The sequence below is a fragment of the Trichlorobacter lovleyi genome (genome assembly GCF_015239775.1).
Classification (GTDB): domain Bacteria; phylum Desulfobacterota; class Desulfuromonadia; order Geobacterales; family Pseudopelobacteraceae; genus Trichlorobacter; species Trichlorobacter lovleyi_B.
The window spans coordinates 1,071,598-1,088,418 of sequence record NZ_CP058409.1 but is presented as its reverse complement, the minus strand read 5'-3'; the positions used below and the strand labels follow the sequence as shown (position 1 = coordinate 1,088,418).

General features: G+C 55.4%; 21 protein-coding genes and 2 tRNA genes. 21 read left to right on the top strand and 2 right to left on the bottom strand.

Features of this window, described 5'->3' with window-relative positions; translation table 11 throughout:
* Position 1: 1 nt before the first annotated feature.
* Entirely contained in the window at positions 2 to 187 is a 186-nt protein-coding gene (locus tag FY034_RS19025; protein WP_408059141.1) for an Rdx family protein, read from the bottom strand.
* 139 nt (positions 188 to 326) lie between these two features.
* Between FY034_RS19025 and mutS the strand changes: the two genes are divergently transcribed.
* The 19 genes from mutS to FY034_RS04855 all read left to right on the top strand — a co-directional run bounded on the left by mutS (position 327) and on the right by FY034_RS04855 (position 15,068).
* Complete coding sequence (gene mutS, locus FY034_RS04945; protein ID WP_265554204.1) at positions 327 to 2,945, top strand: DNA mismatch repair protein MutS; 2,619 nt, start codon at positions 327 to 329, stop codon at positions 2,943 to 2,945.
* 70 nt (positions 2,946 to 3,015) lie between these two features.
* Entirely contained in the window at positions 3,016 to 3,246 is a 231-nt protein-coding gene (locus FY034_RS04940) for a hypothetical protein (RefSeq protein WP_265554203.1), read from the top strand.
* Positions 3,236 to 3,625: a type II toxin-antitoxin system VapC family toxin gene (locus FY034_RS04935; RefSeq protein WP_265554202.1), complete on the top strand. Its 390-nt coding sequence runs from the start codon at positions 3,236 to 3,238 to the stop codon at positions 3,623 to 3,625. The genes FY034_RS04940 and FY034_RS04935 overlap by 11 nt, the downstream gene beginning before the upstream one ends.
* A gap of 160 nt (positions 3,626 to 3,785) precedes the next feature.
* Positions 3,786 to 5,075 (top strand): N-acetylmuramoyl-L-alanine amidase, encoded by a 1,290-nt coding sequence (locus FY034_RS04930; RefSeq protein WP_265554200.1) that lies wholly within the window; start codon positions 3,786 to 3,788, stop codon positions 5,073 to 5,075.
* Positions 5,075 to 5,911: a 16S rRNA (cytidine(1402)-2'-O)-methyltransferase gene (gene rsmI / locus FY034_RS04925; RefSeq protein WP_265554199.1), complete on the top strand. Its 837-nt coding sequence runs from the start codon at positions 5,075 to 5,077 to the stop codon at positions 5,909 to 5,911. The genes FY034_RS04930 and rsmI overlap by 1 nt, the downstream gene beginning before the upstream one ends.
* A gap of 28 nt (positions 5,912 to 5,939) precedes the next feature.
* Positions 5,940 to 7,298, top strand: a complete 1,359-nt coding sequence (locus FY034_RS04920; RefSeq protein WP_265554197.1) for a UDP-glucose dehydrogenase family protein — start codon at positions 5,940 to 5,942, stop codon at positions 7,296 to 7,298.
* Entirely contained in the window at positions 7,298 to 8,236 is a 939-nt protein-coding gene (locus tag FY034_RS04915; protein ID WP_265554194.1) for a UDP-glucuronic acid decarboxylase family protein, read from the top strand. The genes FY034_RS04920 and FY034_RS04915 overlap by 1 nt, the downstream gene beginning before the upstream one ends.
* Position 8,237: 1 nt before the next feature.
* Positions 8,238 to 8,537, top strand: coding sequence for an FtsB family cell division protein (locus FY034_RS04910; protein ID WP_265554193.1), 300 nt, complete (start codon positions 8,238 to 8,240; stop codon positions 8,535 to 8,537).
* Positions 8,538 to 8,549: 12 nt separating this feature from the next.
* Positions 8,550 to 8,726 (top strand): hypothetical protein, encoded by a 177-nt coding sequence (locus FY034_RS04905; protein WP_265554192.1) that lies wholly within the window; start codon positions 8,550 to 8,552, stop codon positions 8,724 to 8,726.
* Positions 8,726 to 10,417, top strand: coding sequence for an arginine--tRNA ligase (argS, locus tag FY034_RS04900; protein WP_416222779.1), 1,692 nt, complete (start codon positions 8,726 to 8,728; stop codon positions 10,415 to 10,417). The genes FY034_RS04905 and argS overlap by 1 nt, the downstream gene beginning before the upstream one ends.
* A 10-nt stretch (positions 10,418 to 10,427) precedes the next feature.
* Positions 10,428 to 11,159: an SPOR domain-containing protein gene (locus tag FY034_RS04895; protein WP_265554190.1), complete on the top strand. Its 732-nt coding sequence runs from the start codon at positions 10,428 to 10,430 to the stop codon at positions 11,157 to 11,159.
* A gap of 57 nt (positions 11,160 to 11,216) precedes the next feature.
* Positions 11,217 to 11,293, top strand: a tRNA-Met gene (locus FY034_RS04890).
* A gap of 45 nt (positions 11,294 to 11,338) precedes the next feature.
* A tRNA-Met gene (locus FY034_RS04885) sits at positions 11,339 to 11,415 on the top strand.
* Between the two features lie 179 nt (positions 11,416 to 11,594).
* Positions 11,595 to 12,857 (top strand): tyrosine-type recombinase/integrase, encoded by a 1,263-nt coding sequence (locus FY034_RS04880; protein WP_265554189.1) that lies wholly within the window; start codon positions 11,595 to 11,597, stop codon positions 12,855 to 12,857.
* Between the two features lie 49 nt (positions 12,858 to 12,906).
* A complete protein-coding gene (locus FY034_RS04875; RefSeq protein ID WP_265554188.1) occupies positions 12,907 to 13,185 on the top strand; it encodes a type II toxin-antitoxin system RelE family toxin in 279 nt (92 codons plus the stop codon).
* Positions 13,154 to 13,498: a helix-turn-helix domain-containing protein gene (locus tag FY034_RS04870; RefSeq protein ID WP_012469204.1), complete on the top strand. Its 345-nt coding sequence runs from the start codon at positions 13,154 to 13,156 to the stop codon at positions 13,496 to 13,498. Before FY034_RS04875 ends, FY034_RS04870 begins: the two co-directional genes overlap by 32 nt.
* 262 nt (positions 13,499 to 13,760) lie before the next feature.
* The gene (locus tag FY034_RS04865; protein WP_012469203.1) at positions 13,761 to 14,315 is read left to right on the top strand and encodes a recombinase family protein; all 555 of its coding nucleotides are present in this window, start codon (positions 13,761 to 13,763) and stop codon (positions 14,313 to 14,315) included.
* 51 nt (positions 14,316 to 14,366) lie between these two features.
* Entirely contained in the window at positions 14,367 to 14,732 is a 366-nt protein-coding gene (locus FY034_RS04860) for a type II toxin-antitoxin system RelE/ParE family toxin (RefSeq protein ID WP_012469202.1), read from the top strand.
* A 6-nt stretch (positions 14,733 to 14,738) separates the two neighbouring features.
* Positions 14,739 to 15,068, top strand: coding sequence for a helix-turn-helix domain-containing protein (locus FY034_RS04855; protein ID WP_265554184.1), 330 nt, complete (start codon positions 14,739 to 14,741; stop codon positions 15,066 to 15,068).
* A gap of 220 nt (positions 15,069 to 15,288) precedes the next feature.
* Here the strand turns inward: FY034_RS04855 and FY034_RS04850 are convergent, their stop codons facing one another.
* Positions 15,289 to 15,918 (bottom strand): helix-turn-helix domain-containing protein, encoded by a 630-nt coding sequence (locus tag FY034_RS04850; protein ID WP_265554181.1) that lies wholly within the window; start codon positions 15,916 to 15,918, stop codon positions 15,289 to 15,291.
* 106 nt (positions 15,919 to 16,024) lie between these two features.
* Here FY034_RS04850 and FY034_RS04845 point away from each other — a divergent pair, with 106 nt between their 5' ends.
* The gene (locus tag FY034_RS04845; RefSeq protein WP_265554179.1) at positions 16,025 to 16,222 is read left to right on the top strand and encodes a helix-turn-helix transcriptional regulator; all 198 of its coding nucleotides are present in this window, start codon (positions 16,025 to 16,027) and stop codon (positions 16,220 to 16,222) included.
* Positions 16,219 to 16,611, top strand: coding sequence for a hypothetical protein (locus FY034_RS04840; protein WP_265554178.1), 393 nt, complete (start codon positions 16,219 to 16,221; stop codon positions 16,609 to 16,611). The genes FY034_RS04845 and FY034_RS04840 overlap by 4 nt, the downstream gene beginning before the upstream one ends.
* The last annotated feature ends 210 nt before the right edge of the window (positions 16,612 to 16,821 follow it).

The following is a 16,821-nucleotide window of genomic DNA, read 5'->3' as shown; positions in this document are numbered from 1 at the left end:
ATTACTGACGGCTGCGGCAGGCCGCTATCAGCTCAGGTGCCGTTGGGTAGCGCATCTGCTCCAGCCGGGAGAAGATCTGCTCACCATCCACCAGCACCGCCAGTTCACTCTGTTTGGGACCACGTTCAATCTCTACCGTTACGCCGTCCAGATTTTTCTCAAGTTCAGCGGCAAGACCTGCCGCCAGTTGCTGCTGTCCTCAGGATGCGCAGTACTGAATCAGAACCCTCATGGTTTTCCCCCTCCAGCTGGATTTGAGTGACCCACCTATACACCGGGCCTCGTCTCCTTGCAATGGCAAGCGCCTGTATGCTACAAACCATGCCATGAGTTCAGCCCTTCAGACCCCCATGATGCGACAATACCTTGAAATCAAGGCCCAGCATCCTGAAAGCATCCTGTTCTTCCGCATGGGAGACTTCTACGAGATGTTTCTGGATGATGCCCTGATCGCTTCCCGCATTCTGGATATTACCCTTACCTCCCGCAACAAGAATAGTGCCGATGAGATTCCGTTCTGCGGTGTGCCGTTTCACTCGGCCCAGCCCTATATCGCCCGGCTGGTGGAGGCGGGCTACCGGGTGGCGGTCTGCGAACAGATCGAAGACCCCAAACAGACCAAAGGGATTGTCAAACGGGATGTGGTCAAGGTGGTCACGCCGGCCCTGGTGACTGAAAGCGAGTCGCTGGTACCTGACGAAAACTCGTTCCTGCTGGCCCTCTGCAGCAGCGGTCAGCGCTGGGGTTGCGCCTGGCTCGATCTCTCCACCGGCGAATTCCGCACCGCCAACAGCGACAACCTGGCCGGAGCCGCAACCCTGCTGGCATCCATCACCCCCCGTGAGCTGCTGCTGCCGGACCAGCTGCGCCGTGAGCTGCCGCCGGAACTGGCCCTGGTGGCCGGAGACCGCCCCCGGGCCGCGGTGGCAGACTGGGTGCTGGACAAGGATTACAGCGCCAAACTGATTTGCAGCCAGTTCGGGGTGGCCTCGCCGGAGATGCTGGGGCTGACCGCCGCTGACCTGTCAGAGGCGCTCCTGGCAACCGGTATGGTGTTGCATTACCTGCAGGAAAACCGCCATGCCACGCTGCCCCACCTGCGGGATCTGACCATTGTACGTCAGAATGACCATCTGGCCCTTGACCCGGCCACCCGTCGCAACCTTGAGCTGACCGCCACCATGACCGACAACAAGAAGAACGGGTCGCTGCTGGGCTGTCTGGATCGCACAGCCACCGCCATGGGGGCCCGCACCCTCAAACAGTGGCTCTCCTACCCGCTGGTTCAGGTGGCACCGATCAGGCGGCGTCTTGAGGCGGTGGAGGAGCTGAAAGAGAACCCGGCGCTGCAGGAGCGGTTGCGGGAACAGCTGAAAGGGGTACATGACCTGGAACGCCTGAACGGCCGGGTCAGCATGGCCGGTGCCGGTGGCCGCGACCTGCGCTCACTGCATGACTCGCTGGAGCAGGTACCGCAGATCAGGCTGGCGCTAACGGAGGCCACTGCCCCGCTGTTGCGGGATCTGACCGAAGAGCTGGACCCGCTGCAGGATATACGCAGCCTGATCAATCAGGCCATTGCCTCGGCCCCCCCCTTTTCGTTGCGGGAAGGCGGCATCATCGCCGATGGTTACCATGCCGAACTGGACGAACTGCGCGCCATCAGCCGTGAAGGCAAGGGCTACATCGCCCGGATGGAGGCCCAGGAACGCGACCGGACCGGGATCAGTTCACTGAAGATCCGTTACAACAAGGTATTCGGCTACTACATCGAGGTAACCAAATCCAACCTCTCCAGCGTGCCGGACAACTACATCCGCCGCCAGACCATCGCCACCGGTGAGCGTTACATCACCGAAGAGCTGAAGAGCTACGAGGAAAAGGTACTGGGAGCCGAGGACCGGATCTGCGAACTGGAATACACCCTGTTCCAGGAGGTACGGGAACGGACCGCCGCCCAGGGGGGCAGGATCAGCCGTACCGCTGCGGCCCTGGCGACCCTCGATGTCCTGGCCTCCCTGGCTCTGGTGGCCCAGGAACGGGATTACTGCAAGCCGGTGGTGGATGACGGTGACACCCTCGAAATCATTGAGGGGCGCCATCCGGTGGTGGAGGCGATGAACCTGGGAGAACGTTTTGTCCCCAACGACACCCGCCTGGACCAAGAGCAACACCAGCTGCTGATGATCACCGGCCCCAATATGGCCGGTAAATCCACCTACATGCGCCAGGTGGCCCTGATTACCCTGATGGCCCAGGTCGGCTCCTTTGTACCGGCCAGCAGAGCGACCATCGGCATTGCCGACCAGATCTTCACCCGGGTCGGCGCCGGTGACAATCTTGCCCGCGGACAGTCTACCTTCATGGTTGAGATGATGGAGACCGCCCATATCCTGCGCAGCGCCACCACCAAAAGCCTGGTGGTGCTGGATGAGATCGGCCGCGGCACCTCCACCTTTGACGGCCTCTCGATCGCCTGGGCCGTGGCGGAATACCTGCATGACACCGGACGTTGCAAGGCCCGCACCCTGTTTGCCACCCACTACCACGAACTGGCCGATCTGGCCGCCACCCGTGAAGGGATCACCAACCTGACCGTGGCGGTCAAGGAGTGGAACGATCAGGTGATTTTCCTGCGCACCATCATTCCCGGTGCCGCCTCCCACTCCTACGGCATCCAGGTGGCCCGCCTGGCCGGCATGCCGGTTGATGTGATCGAACGGGCCCGCGAGGTCTTGAAAACGCTGGAAGAAGGCGAGTTCGAGCAGGGGGCGCCACGTCTCTCCAAGAGCAGCATCGCACCGCCCAAAAAGGAAACCAGACAGTATTCACTGTTTGAACCGCAGGGGGATCTGCTGCGTGAACGGTTGAAAAAACTGAACACCAATACTCTAACACCGCTTGAGGCATTGAATTTGTTGGATGAGTTAAAGCGGATGGCATGAAAATCACTTTTAGTATCGCTCTGCTGCATGGTATAGAACTATTCAGCTATACGGTAACAGGAGGTGACCAATGACTGCACTTGCGCTCAAAAATGAATTTCTGCAACAAATGAACCGCTTGCCGCTAACACAACAATGTCAAGTGCTTCAGTTTGCGCGTGCCTTGGAAATGAGCTCACCCAGCGGGGCATCCGGTTCAAGCCTGCTCTCCTTTGCCGGAACCATCCCGGCTGACGACCTTGCAGCAATGTCACAGGCTATTCAAGAGGGATGTGAGCAGGTTGACCATCATGAGTGGTAGCTATCTCCTTGACACCAACATCGTCATTGGACTCTTTGCAAGCGACTCAACCATTATTGCCCAACTCTCTGCCTCCCCCCGGATCTTCATCCCGTCCATTGTGCTTGGTGAGCTTTACTTTGGTGCGGCCAAATCTACACACAGCAAAGCAAATGGAGCACGGATAGACTCCTTTGCCCTGAAAAGTGCGGTTCTCGCCTGCGATGCAGAGACAGCCCGCTATTACGGTCGAATCAAGGAGCACCTGAGAGCCAAAGGCACTCCTATCCCTGAAAACGATATCTGGATAGCAGCCCTTGCCAAACAGCATCAACTCATTCTGGTTACCCGTGATCAGCATTTTCATCAGATCAAGGAAATCAAAACCGAGCAATGGTGAACCAGGCATCACACCAATAACAGGCTTTCCGGCAAATTGGTTTATGCATTTCAAACACAATCAAACCTACTCTGCTGCGTGAACGGTTGAAAAAACTGAACATTTCTGCTATGACACCGTTGGAAGCTTTGAATCTGCTGGATGAATTAAAGAAAATGGTGTGATGATCAGACCGAGAGCATGCATATTTCTACTGCTGACCCTGCTGACCTTGACAGCCTTTGCCCCGGCTGACCTTGCGGCCAAGACCAGCCGGAAAAATCCCGCCAAAGAGTTCAAAACCTCTCAACTGCAACCGGCCCAGGTCTTGGATCTGAAACACTGGTCAAACCCGGACTATACCCGGATCGCCATTACCCTTGACCGCGATGTGACCTGGGAAAGCCACGAACTGGACAAGGCTGCCGGTCGCAGTGGCAAACCGGGCCGGATCTTCATTGACCTTCAAAACACCCGGCTGGGCAACGGCCTGCGTGATATCACGATCGGCGACGGCCTTCTGAAAGGCGTCCGGGCGGCACTGTACAAGCCGGGAGTGGTACGGGTGGTACTGGATACGGACAACATCCGCGATTACAAGATATTTCCCCTTTCAGATCCGGCGCGCCTGATTATCGATGTCAGAGGTGACCGGAGAACGGAGATCAGCCGGCTGGAGAGTTCCCTGGCCAGTCATAGCCTGGACGGTATCGCTGCTGCCCCCCCCGCCAGGACCGCTGCGGAGGAGCCAAAGGCGGAACGGGCTCCCAGATCAACCAAAAAGCACCCTGCCATCTCCAAGATTCGCCGGATTGTGGTGGACCCGGGTCATGGCGGCCATGATCCCGGCGCAGTCGGCCAGACCGGCCTGCAGGAGAAGGACGTGGTCCTGTCCATTGGCCTGAAACTGCGCGAAAAATTACGGGAAGAGCTGGGACTGGATGTGGTCATGACCCGCTCGACCGACATCTTTATTCCGCTGGAAGAACGGACCGCCATTGCCAACAAGGTCAATGCCGACCTGTTTGTCTCAATCCACGCCAATGCCGCCCCCAATCGAAACGCTGCCGGTATCGAGACCTACTACCTGAATCTGGCCAAGACCGAAAAGGTGGCCCAACTGGCTGCCAAGGAAAACGGCACCTCGTTGGAAAAGGTCAGCACGCTGCAGGCGATCCTGTTCGACCTGATGGCTAATTACAAGCTGAATGATTCAGCCCATCTTGCCGAAGAGGTGCAGAAGTCGCTCTACAAAACCAACAAGTCAAAATACCCTGACACCAAAAACCTGGGTGTCAAGCAGGGCCCCTTCTATGTGCTGGTCGGTGCCAGCATGCCCAGCATCCTGACAGAGGTTGCCTTCATCAGCAACAGCACCGAAGAGAGCCACCTGAAGGACTCATCCTTTCACGATCTGGCTGCCGACGGCATCCTGGATGGTATCCGGGGCTATATCAGCTCGCTGAAATAATGGCCGGGACCCTCTACATTGTTGCCACACCGATCGGAAATCTTGAAGACATGACCTTTCGGGCCGTCCGCACCCTGCAAGAGGCTGATCTGATCGCCGCCGAGGATACCCGCCACTCCCGCAAACTGCTCTCCCATTTCGGCATCACCACGACGCTGACCTCGTACTACGATCACAACCAATCCCTGAAAGGGGAGCGTATCCTGGCAACCCTGCGGGATGGCAAGCAGGTGGCACTGATCTCCGATGCCGGCACCCCCTGCATATCTGACCCGGGCTATCAATTGGTGCGGGATGCGCTGGCCGAGGGGATCAAGGTTGTGCCGATACCGGGGGCCTGCGCTGCCATAGCGGCACTTTCTGTAGCCGGATTACCCACTGATTCCTTTACTTTTGCCGGCTTTCCGCCGAATAAGGAAGGTAAGCGTCGGTCGTTTCTGGCTTCACTGGCTGCTGCCCAGGGCACGCTGGTGCTCTATGAAGCGCCGCACCGGCTAGCCGAGACCCTGTCTGACATCGCCGATATCATGGGGGACCGTCAGGTGGTGGTGACGCGGGAGCTGACCAAGCTGTATGAGGAGTGCCTGCGCGGGTCGGCCCGTGAGGTGCGGGAACAGGCCCGGGAGGGACGTGAACGCGGCGAAATGGTGATCCTGATTGCACCTGCCGACGAGACTTCACACGCACTGGCGGGGCCCTCTCCGGAAGAACAGTTGCTGGCCGCCCTGGCCAAAGGGCACACCGTCAAGGAGACCGCCGCCCTGGTGGCCGCGGCAACCGGCCTGCCGCGGCGTGAGCTGTATGCCCAGGCGTTGCTGCTGAGAAACAAACTGTAATTACACACCCCTGCAAGGAGCTGTCTTGATGAAGATTTCCGTATTTGGTGCCGGTTATGTCGGTCTGGTGGCTGCGGCCTGTTTTGCCGAGAGCGGCAACACCGTCATTGCCGTTGATGTTGATCAGAAGAAGATTGAAGGTCTGAAAAACGGCATCATTCCGATTTATGAGCCGGGCCTGAAGGAACTGATCCTGCGCAACCAGGCTGAAGGCCGTCTTTCCTTTACCACCGACATGGTTGAAGCGGTTGAACAATCCCTGATCCAGTTTATTGCCGTTGGCACGCCGCCCGGTGAAGATGGTTCCGCTGACCTGCAGTACGTGCTTTCCGTTGGCCGTACCATTGGCCAGCACATGAACGGCTTCAAGATCATTGTTGACAAATCCACCGTACCGGTTGGCACGGCTGACAAGGTCCGGCTGGCGGTACAGGAAGAACTGACCTCCCGCGGTTCATCACTTGAGTTCGATGTCGTCTCCAACCCTGAATTCCTCAAGGAAGGCGCTGCCATCGATGACTTCATGCAGCCTGACCGGGTCGTGATCGGCACCGACAACGTCCGTACCGCCGAGATCATGAAAGAGTTGTACGACCCGTTCATGCGCAAGCAGAACCGGCTGATCATCATGGATATCCGCAGCGCCGAGATGACCAAATATGCCGCCAACGCCATGCTGGCCACCCGGATCTCCTTCATGAACCAGATCGCCAACCTCTGCGAACGGATGGGGGCCGATGTTGCGGCTGTCCGGGAAGGGATCGGTTCAGACTCCCGCATCGGCTACGACTTCCTCTTTCCCGGCCCGGGCTACGGCGGTTCCTGCTTTCCCAAGGACGTCAAGGCCCTGATCCGCACGGCCGAAGAGTGCAACTACGACTTCCTGCTGCTCAAGGCTGTGGAAGAAGCCAACGAACGCCAAAAAGAGGTCCTGGCCGACAAGCTGATCAAGGCCCTGGGCTCCGGCGACAAGGAAAGACCGTTGGCCGGTCGCACCATCGCCTGCTGGGGGCTTTCCTTCAAACCCCGTACCGATGATATGCGTGAAGCGCCATCACTGACCATCATCGAACGCCTGCTGGCTGCCGGGGCCGTTGTGCGGGCCCACGACCCGGAAGCGCTGACAGAGGCCAAGAAGCTGTTCGGCGACCGGATCGAATACAGCAGCAACCAGTACGAGATCCTGAACAATGCCGATGCCCTGACGGTCATCACCGACTGGCATGAATACCGCAACCCCGACTTTGAGCGGATCAAGGGCCTGCTGAAGCAACCCCTGGTTGTTGATGGCCGCAACCTCTATAAACTGGACCGGATGCAGGAGATGGATATCCGCTATATCCCGCTCGGCAGGGCCGGCAACGGCATTCAGGAAGGGAGCAACTGATGCGTATCCTGGTCACCGGCGGCGCGGGGTTCCTCGGCAGTCACCTCTGTGAACGGCTGCTGAACGAAGGCAATGACGTCATCTGTCTGGATAACCTCTTTACCGGCAGCAAAGACAACATCATCCACCTGATGGACAACCACCGCTTCGAACTGATCCGCCACGACATCGTGGAACCGATCCTGCTGGAGGTGGACCGGATCTACAATCTGGCCTGTCCCGCTTCGCCGGTGCACTACCAGTACAACCCGGTCAAGACCGTCAAGACCAGCGTGATGGGCATGATCAACATGCTGGGGATGGCAAAACGGGTCAAGGCCCGCATCCTGCAGGCCTCCACCTCGGAGGTCTACGGCGACCCCCAGGTCCACCCCCAGAAGGAGGAATACTGGGGCAACGTCAACCCGATCGGTATCCGCAGCTGCTACGATGAAGGCAAGCGGGTAGCCGAGACCCTGATGATGGACTATCATCGCCAGAACAAGGTTGATATCCGCATCATCCGGATCTTCAACACCTACGGCCCCCGCATGGCGGAAAACGACGGCAGGGTGGTATCCAACTTCATGCTGCAGGCCCTGAAAAACGAAGACATTACGGTCTTTGGCGAAGGCAGGCAGACCCGCTCCTTCTGCTACGTCAGCGACCTGATCGACGGCATGATCAGGATGATGGAAAATGAGCAGGGCTTTATCGGCCCGGTCAACCTGGGGAACCCGGTTGAAAACACCATCCTTGAATTTGCTGAAAAAATCATTACAATAACCGGCTCAAAATCAAAGATAATATACAAACCGCTGCCCCAGGACGACCCGAAACAACGTAGACCGGACATCTCCCTGGCGCAGGAGAAACTTGGCTGGCAACCATCCGTAGACCTTGAAACAGGCCTGAAGGCCACAGCGGACTACTTTGCAGCACGCTGTAACAGGGGTTGACATGACCGGAATCCGCATCTCACGCCGCACCTGGCTGATCCCAGCTATCTGCCTTGCCTTTATCCTGTTTTTCACGGTATTCGGCGAACGTGGCCTGTTGCGCATTTACGAGATGCGGCAGGAAAAACAGCGCATTGAACATAACGTGGCTGACCTGCGCATCGAAAATCAGAAGCTGCGTTCTTCAATCGAGGCATTGCGCAGTGACCGCCATCAGCTTGAGCGGATTGCCCGCAAAGAGCTGGGGCTGGTCCGCCCCAATGAAGTCATCTATCAGTTTCCGCCGTCCGGGAGCAAGTGAGGCAACGACCCCATGCAACGACAAAACTGTATTATCTGTGCCTGGCGTGCAACCTGTGCAAAACGTTTTTCCGTCTCGGACAGCGGTGCCCGCTGCCCTGATTTTTCGCGGGATATCACCATCAAGGACCAGGATACGACTGACCTGCCCGCGACCAATGATTCTTCCAAGGAAGCTCCCCAACAATGATCCGTCAGAAACTTGCTGTACTGGTAACCCAAGCCCTTGTCTCTGCCCGTAATGCAGCTGTCCTTAACTCGGAACAGTTCCCCGATGTCGTTATCGGCACCCCTGCCCAGGAAGCCCACGGTGATTTTGCCTGCAACATCGCCCTGCAACTGGCAAAACCGGAACGCAAATCCCCCCGTCAGGTGGCTGAAAGTGTGCTGTTGCACCTCCAGGATACTGACGGGCTGATTCGCCGGGCTGAAATAGCCGGTCCGGGCTTCATCAACTTTTTTATTGCTCCGGCCGCCTGGCAACAGTGCCTTCCCCTGATTGAGCAGGCCGGCCCGGCCTACGGCACCACGGACAGCGGTGCCGGTCGCAAGGCGCAGGTTGAGTTTGTCAGTGCCAACCCCACCGGGCCGCTCCATATCGGCCATGGCCGGGGTGCCGCCATCGGTGATGTGCTCTGCCGCCTGCTGGCTGCAACCGGCTGGCAGGTCACCCGGGAATTTTACTACAACGACGCCGGTGCCCAGATCAGCAACCTGGCCCTGTCGGTACAGGCCCGCTGCCTCGGGATTGAAACCGACGACCCGCGCTGGCCTGCAGATGGCTATCAGGGCGAGTACATCAAAGAGGTGGCAACGGCCTACCTTGCCGGGGAGACCGTTACTGCCGGAGACCAGCAGGTCACTGCCAGCGGCAACCCGGACGACCTGGATGCCATCAGGCGTTTTGCCGTTGCAGCCCTGCGCAGGGAGCAGGACCAGGATCTGCAGGCCTTTGATGTCCGCTTTGACCACTATTTCCTCGAATCAAGCCTGTACACTGACGGCAAGGTTGAGGCAGCAGTACAGCAGATGATTGCCAACGGTCACACCTATGAGCAGGAGGGGGCACTCTGGCTGCGCACCACCGACTTTGGTGATGACAAGGACCGGGTCATGCGCAAGACCGACGGCGGCTACACCTATTTCGTACCGGATGTGGCCTACCATCTGGACAAATGGCAGCGCGGCTTCCTGCGGGTCGTCAACGAACAGGGAGCAGACCACCACAGCACCATCACCCGGGTGCGGGCCGGCCTGCAGGCCCTGAACGCCGGTATTCCCAAGGGCTGGCCGGAATATGTCCTGCATCAGATGGTCACGGTCATGCGGGGTGGCGAAGAGGTCAAGATCTCCAAGCGTGCCGGCAGCTATGTTACCCTGCGGGATCTGATCGACGAAGTGGGCCGCGACGCAACACGCTTCTTCTTTGTGATGCGCAAGCCCGACTCCCAGCTGGTCTTTGACATAGACCTTGCCAAGCAGCAATCACTGGATAACCCGGTCTACTATATCCAGTATGCCCATGCCCGTATCTGCAGCATCTTCGAGAATGCGGCCGATAAAGGCATCAACCTGCCTGCTCAGACACCGGATACCGCGATGCTTGCGCAACTTGAGACCCCTGAAGAGCTGCGTCTGATCAAATGGCTTGAAAGCCTGCCGGAAACCGTTGATGACGCTGCTCAGGAGTTTGAACCCCACAAGATCGTCTACTACCTGACCGAACTGGCCGGTCAGTTCCACAGCTATTACAACAAGACCAAGGTCGTAACTGAAGACACCTCGCTGAGCATTGCGCGGCTCTACCTGCTGGCACGCACCAGACAGGTCATACAAAACGCCCTCACCCTGCTGGGCGTATCAGCCCCGGAAAAGATGTAGGAGGTCAGCCATGCGGATCGACTATAGTGAGCCACGACAATCCTACGGCTCCAGCAGTTCAAGCACTGGTGCCAGTCCACGCAAGGCTGACAGCTCATCCTCCGGCAGCCTGCTGTTATGGAGTATTCTTGCGGGAGTCATATTCATTACCGGTTTTGGCACCGGCTGGTTTTTCTCACAAAAAGCCGCCAAGAAGGCGTTCAGGGCTGCCATGGAGCAACAGAGCCTTGAAACAGCCTTAAAGGACCCCAAAAAGCAAACAGAACAACCGGTGCAACAGCCAGCCCAACCCGGAGCAACCGCGCCTGCCGCAGCACCGGGACAGCCTGCTCAATCAGCAGCGCCCACCGGACAGGTGCCGCTTTCCTTCTTTGAAAGCCTGCCCAAGGGTCAAAAACAGACAGTGCTTGGCAGCGGCATCAATGAAAAGCCCAAACCTGCCCCCTCCCCTGCCCCGCAACCACCCCAGGCAGCAGGAGCTGCAGCCAAAGCGCCCGACAGCAAGACCGCAGGATCCGGTTTTCTGGTCCAGGTGGCCTCCTTCACCAACGCAAAGGAGGCTGAAAACGCCAAGGCAAAACTTGCAGCCAAGGGCTACAGCGCCACGGTTGCAGAAACCAATCTGAACGACAAAGGCACCTGGTACCGCCTCCGTATCGGGCGCCACCTTGACAAAGAGGCCGCAGCAGAGATCGCCAGCCGGGTAGGCGGTGGCGCAAAAGTGCTGCCCGATCAGGAATAAGTAAATTTTATATTGACTTCACCTTGCTGTTCCTGCTATAAGTTCAATTCCTCACGTCGCGGGGTGGAGCAGTCTGGTAGCTCGTCGGGCTCATAACCCGAAGGTCACAGGTTCAAATCCTGTCCCCGCAACCAAATCACCAACCGCCTCTTTGGTCTACCGAAGGGGCGTTTTCAAATGGCTGCTTAGCTCAGCTGGCTAGAGCATACGCTTCATACGTGTGAGGTCCGGGGTTCGAGTCCCTGAGCAGCCACCATTAAACAGTCTGGGATAGTCCAGATAAGATAAAAAGCCCCTGAAAATTCAAGGGCTTTTTCTTTTGTGTTGTCCATACAAGTCTATATTGATATGCTTGAATCCACGTTTTTTGGGGATATATTTTCGGCAAAATGTCCCCATAGCATTTTGGGTATCCCCAAAACGGAGGAAAGCGCCATGCCTAAAAGGATTGTACCCCTCTCCGACATTCAAGTTTCCAAGGCCAAACCCAAAGACAAAGCCTACAATCTGTTTGACGGTGGCGGCCTCTACCTACTCGTTACAACAACAGGCGGTAAACTCTGGCGGATGAAATACCGCTTTGAAGGTAAAGAGCGCCGGATTGCATTTGGTTCTTATCCTGAGATCTCTTTGGCAGATGCAAGGAGGCGGAAAGAGGAAGCCCGGAAGCTCGTTGCAAACGGTACCGATCCAGGAAATTTAAAGAAGGCACAAAAGCAGGCCGGTGAAGACAGGACCGCAAACAGTTTTGAGGTAATAGCACGGGAATGGTTTGGAGCCTTTCAGAACCAATGGACTCCCGGCCACGCCACCAAGCTCTTTAGCCGGATGGAAAGGGAGCTGTTCCCCTATATCGGGGCAATGCCGATTGAAGAGATTAAAGCCCCGGACGTGCTGAAGGTTCTGAAACGGATTGAATCACGGGGGATACTTGAGACCGCTCACCGGGTAAAGACGATCATCAGCCAGGTATTACGCTACGCCATAGCCCACGGACACCGGGCAGACCGTGACTGTACTGCAGACTTGAGAGGGGCACTCCCCCCATCAAGAGCAAAGCACTTCGGGGCACTGACAGACCCGAAAGAAGTTGCCCCCCTGTTAAGAGCCATAGACAGCTTTCAGGGAAGCTTTGTAGTCAAGTGTGCCTTACAGCTTTCCCCTATGCTGTTTTGCCGCCCAGGGGAACTGCGGGGCATGGAGTGGACAGAACTTGACCTTGATTCTTCTGAATGGAACATACCTGTTGAAAGAATGAAGCTGAAGAACCAGACCAAGCAAGACCGCAAGGGGCAGTTTCACCTTGTCCCCCTCTCCTCTCAAGCCGTCCAGATACTTCGAGAGCTGCACCCCCTGACCGGACACAGCAAATACGTTTTCCCCTGCCACCGCACCCCATTACGGCCTATGAGTGAAAACGCCATTACCGCAGCCTTGCGCCGCCTTGGGTATACCGGCAGTGAAATGACTGGCCACGGATTCAGGGCAACCGCCCGAACCATACTTGATGAAGTGCTGGGATTCCGTCCCGACATCATAGAACATCAACTAGCCCACGCGGTAAGGGATGCAAACGGCAGGGCCTACAATCGAACCTCTTTCCTTAAGGATCGGCGGCAGATGATGCAGCAATGGTCTGATTACCTGGATGGATTGAAGGCCGGGGCAAAGGTTATCCCGATCAGACAGGCAGGGTAACAGGGGATAAATACAGAGGCTTGATTTATACTTCTGAAAGGTATATTTTATGACCTGGACAGTTAAGCTGTCACGCGTAGCAGAAAAGCAAAAAAGCAAACTCCCTAAAACGCTACGTCAGATCCTGTATGCGTTGATCGGAGATATTGAAGCCGGTGGCCCCGTCCGTGGAGACTGGCCGAACTACGGTAAGCTTTCCAGTGCCAGGCACCACTGCCACTTAAAAAAGGGCAATCCAACCTATGTTGCAGTCTGGGAAGTAAAGGACGGGAAGATTAAGCTGGTGGAGGTCACGTATGCTGGAACGCATGAAAAAGCACCATACTGATTCAGTTCGATTTATTGGATCAGTCAACAAGGTTCAAGAGCTGCGGGCATTCGCTGCCAAGATCGGCCTGCAGGAAGCTGACGACAGCATTCCATGGCGTGAAGCCTTTCCCGAATTTGCAGGCAATGAGGCTGGCACAACCCTATCAGGATTCCGGCACCGGGAAGGCATGACCCAGACACAGCTTGCAGAAGCAACCGGCATTCCCCAGCGGCACATCAGCGAAATGGAGAACGGTAAGCGTATTATTGGTATTGTCAGCGCCAAGCGGCTTGCTGAGGCCCTGCACTGCGATTACAGACGGCTCCTATAACTCTACACTGAATCAGCAACAGTTCCCACCAGAGGCGACTACAGTTTACGTAGTCGCCTTTTTATATCCATGCCCAAACACTATCAATAGCCCATGCTCTATTGATAGCAAAAACGTGATAGGTTCCGCTTATGTAAAATCAACAACTTACAAACCTTGAAACCGCTGATTTTTTAAAAAGCTTGACAGTCCTTAACCCTATTGATAGGTTTATCACATAGTATTTAACTTGTTGATAGCAACCGCACAGAGAGGAACTATCATGGCAATCATCGGATATGCACGGGTAAGCACAGAAGGCCAGGAACTGACCGCACAGCTTGAGCAACTAAACGGTGCTGGTGTTGATAAGATCTTCAAAGAAAAAGCATCAGGCGTGAAGCAAGACCGCCCACAGCTGGCGGCAATGCTTGACCACCTCCGGGAAGGTGACACGGTAATAGTCTGCAAGCTGGACCGGATAGCCCGCAGCACCAAACACCTGTTAGAGATCGTAGAGTCACTTGAAGCCAGAAAGGTTTCCTTCAAGGTCTTGAACATCAACCTGGACACCTCCACCCCCACCGGCAAGCTGATGCTTTCCATGCTGGCATCAATCGCACAGTTTGAAAGGGAAATGATGCTGGAGCGGCAGCGGGAAGGGATCAGGCTGGCCAAAGATGCAGGGCGCTACCAAGGCCGCAAGGCAACAGCACGGGCACTGTCTGACAAGGCACTTGAACTGCTGGCCCAGGGCAAGACAAAGCAGGCGGTAGCTGATGAACTGGAAATAGGTATTGCCAGCGTGTACCGGATAGCCAAGGCAGCAAAAGCCTGATTGAATTTTTGTTGTTTATATTTATGCCAATTATGGCATAATGGGGACGCAATGAATAACAAGCCTACAAAACCTCTTGAGTGGATTGCCAGCAGCCTGAAAGACCTAAAAGAAATGCCGGAAGACGTCAGGCGTTTCTTTGGTGTTGCTCTCTTCATGGCCCAGGCAGGCGGTAAGCATCCCGACGCCAAGCCGCTGAAAGGCTTTTCAGGTGCTGGTGTACTAGAGATTGTTGAAGATCATGACGGCGATACATACCGGGCTGTCTATACGGTACGCTTTGCGGATGTAGTCTATGTGTTGCATGTATTTCAGAAGAAATCAAAAACAGGGATTGCCACGCCTCAAGCAGAAATAGAGAAGATCAAGACGCGGTTGAAGATGGCTGAAGAGTTGCACCGGGGCAAAGGGAGGTAACAAGATATGAAAGAAGAGATTGAATTATACCACAGCAGCGGTAACGTGTTTGCAGACCTTGAACTACCTGATGCCGAAGAAATGCAGGCAAAGGCCCTGCTCTCTATCCAGATACATGATATCATCAAAAGGCGGCACCTGACCCAGGCACAGGCAGCAGAATTGCTGGGAATAGATCAGCCCAAGGTATCAGCCTTAATTCGTGGACGCCTGAAAGGCTTTTCCATGGAACGCCTGTTTCACTTCCTGAACCTGCTGGGCCGGGATGTCAAGATCGTTATCAAGCCCAAGGCACGTTCACGGCAACTGGGCAGCTTGAGAGTCGCAGCAGCCTGACCCACCCCATTCACCCGGCAACAGCAGAACCGTCGCAAAATGTCGCCTTTTTCTCGGTTAGCAGTACAGCCTGTATCCTTCGCCTTTTTTCGCCTTCTTTCACCCTACCCACACACACCAAAGGGCAACCGGTAACGGCTGCCCTTTCTGCGTAAAACTTCCGGTATTTTCCGGTTTTTATTCTTGTTTTTTCTGCTTTTTCCGGGAGAAGAGAAACCGGCTATTCCTTCTCCTTATTTCTCCTGTTTTTTTCTTCTGGTTCAACCGGTATGCGCTTTAATTTCAAACGGGTAAAAGGTTTAATTCCAGCATCTTTCATGAATTTATCTGCATAAGAAGTAACTTCCTTCTCCGGAATACCTTCTACTATTTTGCGTAATTGCATAGCCAAATCAATCACATCATGATCAGGTAAAGAAAGAATCCTACTTACAATCAAGCCAGCAAAGCTACCAAGCTCTGCCTCTCCGCACTCAGTGTACATCTGTAAAATATTTTTTATTGGGTCCTTCTCTGGAAACTTAACAAGCCAATACCCGGATCTACCCAAAAAACCAGGGTCAGGAAAACCAATAATTTTTCCATCTTTTGAATACAGGAAGTCTTCCGGATGGTCTAGCATCGGCTTTTTTGCATTATTAACCCATTCATCACTAATTTTGAAAGCATTACAGGTTGCCCGTAAAAAAACAGCACTTGGATTATCTTTCTTTCCATTTAGAACCTGCCCCACATAAGCAGGTGAAAACCCAGTCATTTCTGCTATTTTGCTGTAGCTGCCTCTCCCATCTTCTCCAATCTCTTTAAGTGCCAATTTAAGCCTAACAACTTTTTCATTTTTGATTTGCATAAAATCACCCATTGACATAATTGCCCAGTTTATAATAAACCTTGCTCAGCAAAGTTTATGTAAGTTAAAACTAGTCTAGCATCGTGCAAATACGGAGGCAACGAAAATGGACACACGCACACAGCTAACACCCGGCACGCTGACCACTGACAAGAATGCAGCAGCCGCCCTCGGGATCTGCCGGACTTCCGTGTGGAACCTTGCGAAGGCTGGACACCTCAACCCGGTGAAGCTGACCGGGAAGACCACCCGCTTCCGCACTGACGAGATCATCAACCTGATCGAGAGAGGCATCACCCAATGAGTCGCGCGCGCATAGACGAGTTGATCAGGCAGATTCAAGAGCTGCAGGCCCAAGAACCACCCGGCCCGCGTGGTGATGATGGGCCACCGCTGCCAGATTTTGGAGGCTTCGGATGGCGAGACGCTGCCGCTGATCCTAACCACCGCCCTACGATTGGCGGCAATGTTCCGCAAAGTGTCCGCAACGCGATCTCCACGGCATTTACTAAAGCTGAATTGTTCCAGAGGACCGGGCGCAAACTACAGCGTCCCGATCTTATCCGGCATGGCGAAGTCTGGTTATGGCGTGGCTCTGACCTGATGGAGCTGGCGATTGAGGCGTATGGCTGGGATGCCGTCTGGCGCATGGACGCAGAGGATAATCCCGAGACCGCAGACGAGCAAGCTTGAGTAGGCGGCTGAAAATGTCATCAAATGTCAACATCTAAACAAGCCGCTGAAAATGTTAGGTGAACTTAGGTTTTTACGGCCTGCGGGATAGTCCGGCCAGACGATACGGAGAGTCCGCCTCAACTCCCCTTCCCGCATATTTTTCTGAGGCATGACTGAGGCTCATAGATGCAGTGGATTCCCATTAACCGAGACCTGTTGACCACACTA

What these genes read in the sequence shown, in the direction of transcription:
- FY034_RS04895 (WP_265554190.1), top strand. Translation starts at nt 10,428, where the DNA reads ATGCGGATCGACTATAGTGAGCCACGACAATCCTACGGCTCCAGCAGT.
- rsmI (WP_265554199.1), top strand. Translation starts at nt 5,075, where the DNA reads ATGGCCGGGACCCTCTACATTGTTGCCACACCGATCGGAAATCTTGAA.
- FY034_RS04935 (WP_265554202.1), top strand. Translation starts at nt 3,236, where the DNA reads ATGAGTGGTAGCTATCTCCTTGACACCAACATCGTCATTGGACTCTTT.
- FY034_RS04880 (WP_265554189.1), top strand. Translation starts at nt 11,595, where the DNA reads ATGCCTAAAAGGATTGTACCCCTCTCCGACATTCAAGTTTCCAAGGCC.
- FY034_RS04860 (WP_012469202.1), top strand. Translation starts at nt 14,367, where the DNA reads ATGAATAACAAGCCTACAAAACCTCTTGAGTGGATTGCCAGCAGCCTG.
- FY034_RS04875 (WP_265554188.1), top strand. Translation starts at nt 12,907, where the DNA reads ATGACCTGGACAGTTAAGCTGTCACGCGTAGCAGAAAAGCAAAAAAGC.
- FY034_RS04870 (WP_012469204.1), top strand. Translation starts at nt 13,154, where the DNA reads ATGCTGGAACGCATGAAAAAGCACCATACTGATTCAGTTCGATTTATT.
- FY034_RS04910 (WP_265554193.1), top strand. Translation starts at nt 8,238, where the DNA reads ATGACCGGAATCCGCATCTCACGCCGCACCTGGCTGATCCCAGCTATC.
- FY034_RS04905 (WP_265554192.1), top strand. Translation starts at nt 8,550, where the DNA reads ATGCAACGACAAAACTGTATTATCTGTGCCTGGCGTGCAACCTGTGCA.
- FY034_RS04845 (WP_265554179.1), top strand. Translation starts at nt 16,025, where the DNA reads ATGGACACACGCACACAGCTAACACCCGGCACGCTGACCACTGACAAG.
- mutS (WP_265554204.1), top strand. Translation starts at nt 327, where the DNA reads ATGAGTTCAGCCCTTCAGACCCCCATGATGCGACAATACCTTGAAATC.
- FY034_RS04940 (WP_265554203.1), top strand. Translation starts at nt 3,016, where the DNA reads ATGACTGCACTTGCGCTCAAAAATGAATTTCTGCAACAAATGAACCGC.
- FY034_RS04920 (WP_265554197.1), top strand. Translation starts at nt 5,940, where the DNA reads ATGAAGATTTCCGTATTTGGTGCCGGTTATGTCGGTCTGGTGGCTGCG.
- FY034_RS04855 (WP_265554184.1), top strand. Translation starts at nt 14,739, where the DNA reads ATGAAAGAAGAGATTGAATTATACCACAGCAGCGGTAACGTGTTTGCA.
- FY034_RS04840 (WP_265554178.1), top strand. Translation starts at nt 16,219, where the DNA reads ATGAGTCGCGCGCGCATAGACGAGTTGATCAGGCAGATTCAAGAGCTG.
- FY034_RS04865 (WP_012469203.1), top strand. Translation starts at nt 13,761, where the DNA reads ATGGCAATCATCGGATATGCACGGGTAAGCACAGAAGGCCAGGAACTG.
- FY034_RS04850 (WP_265554181.1), bottom strand. Translation starts at nt 15,918, where the DNA reads ATGCAAATCAAAAATGAAAAAGTTGTTAGGCTTAAATTGGCACTTAAA.
- FY034_RS04915 (WP_265554194.1), top strand. Translation starts at nt 7,298, where the DNA reads ATGCGTATCCTGGTCACCGGCGGCGCGGGGTTCCTCGGCAGTCACCTC.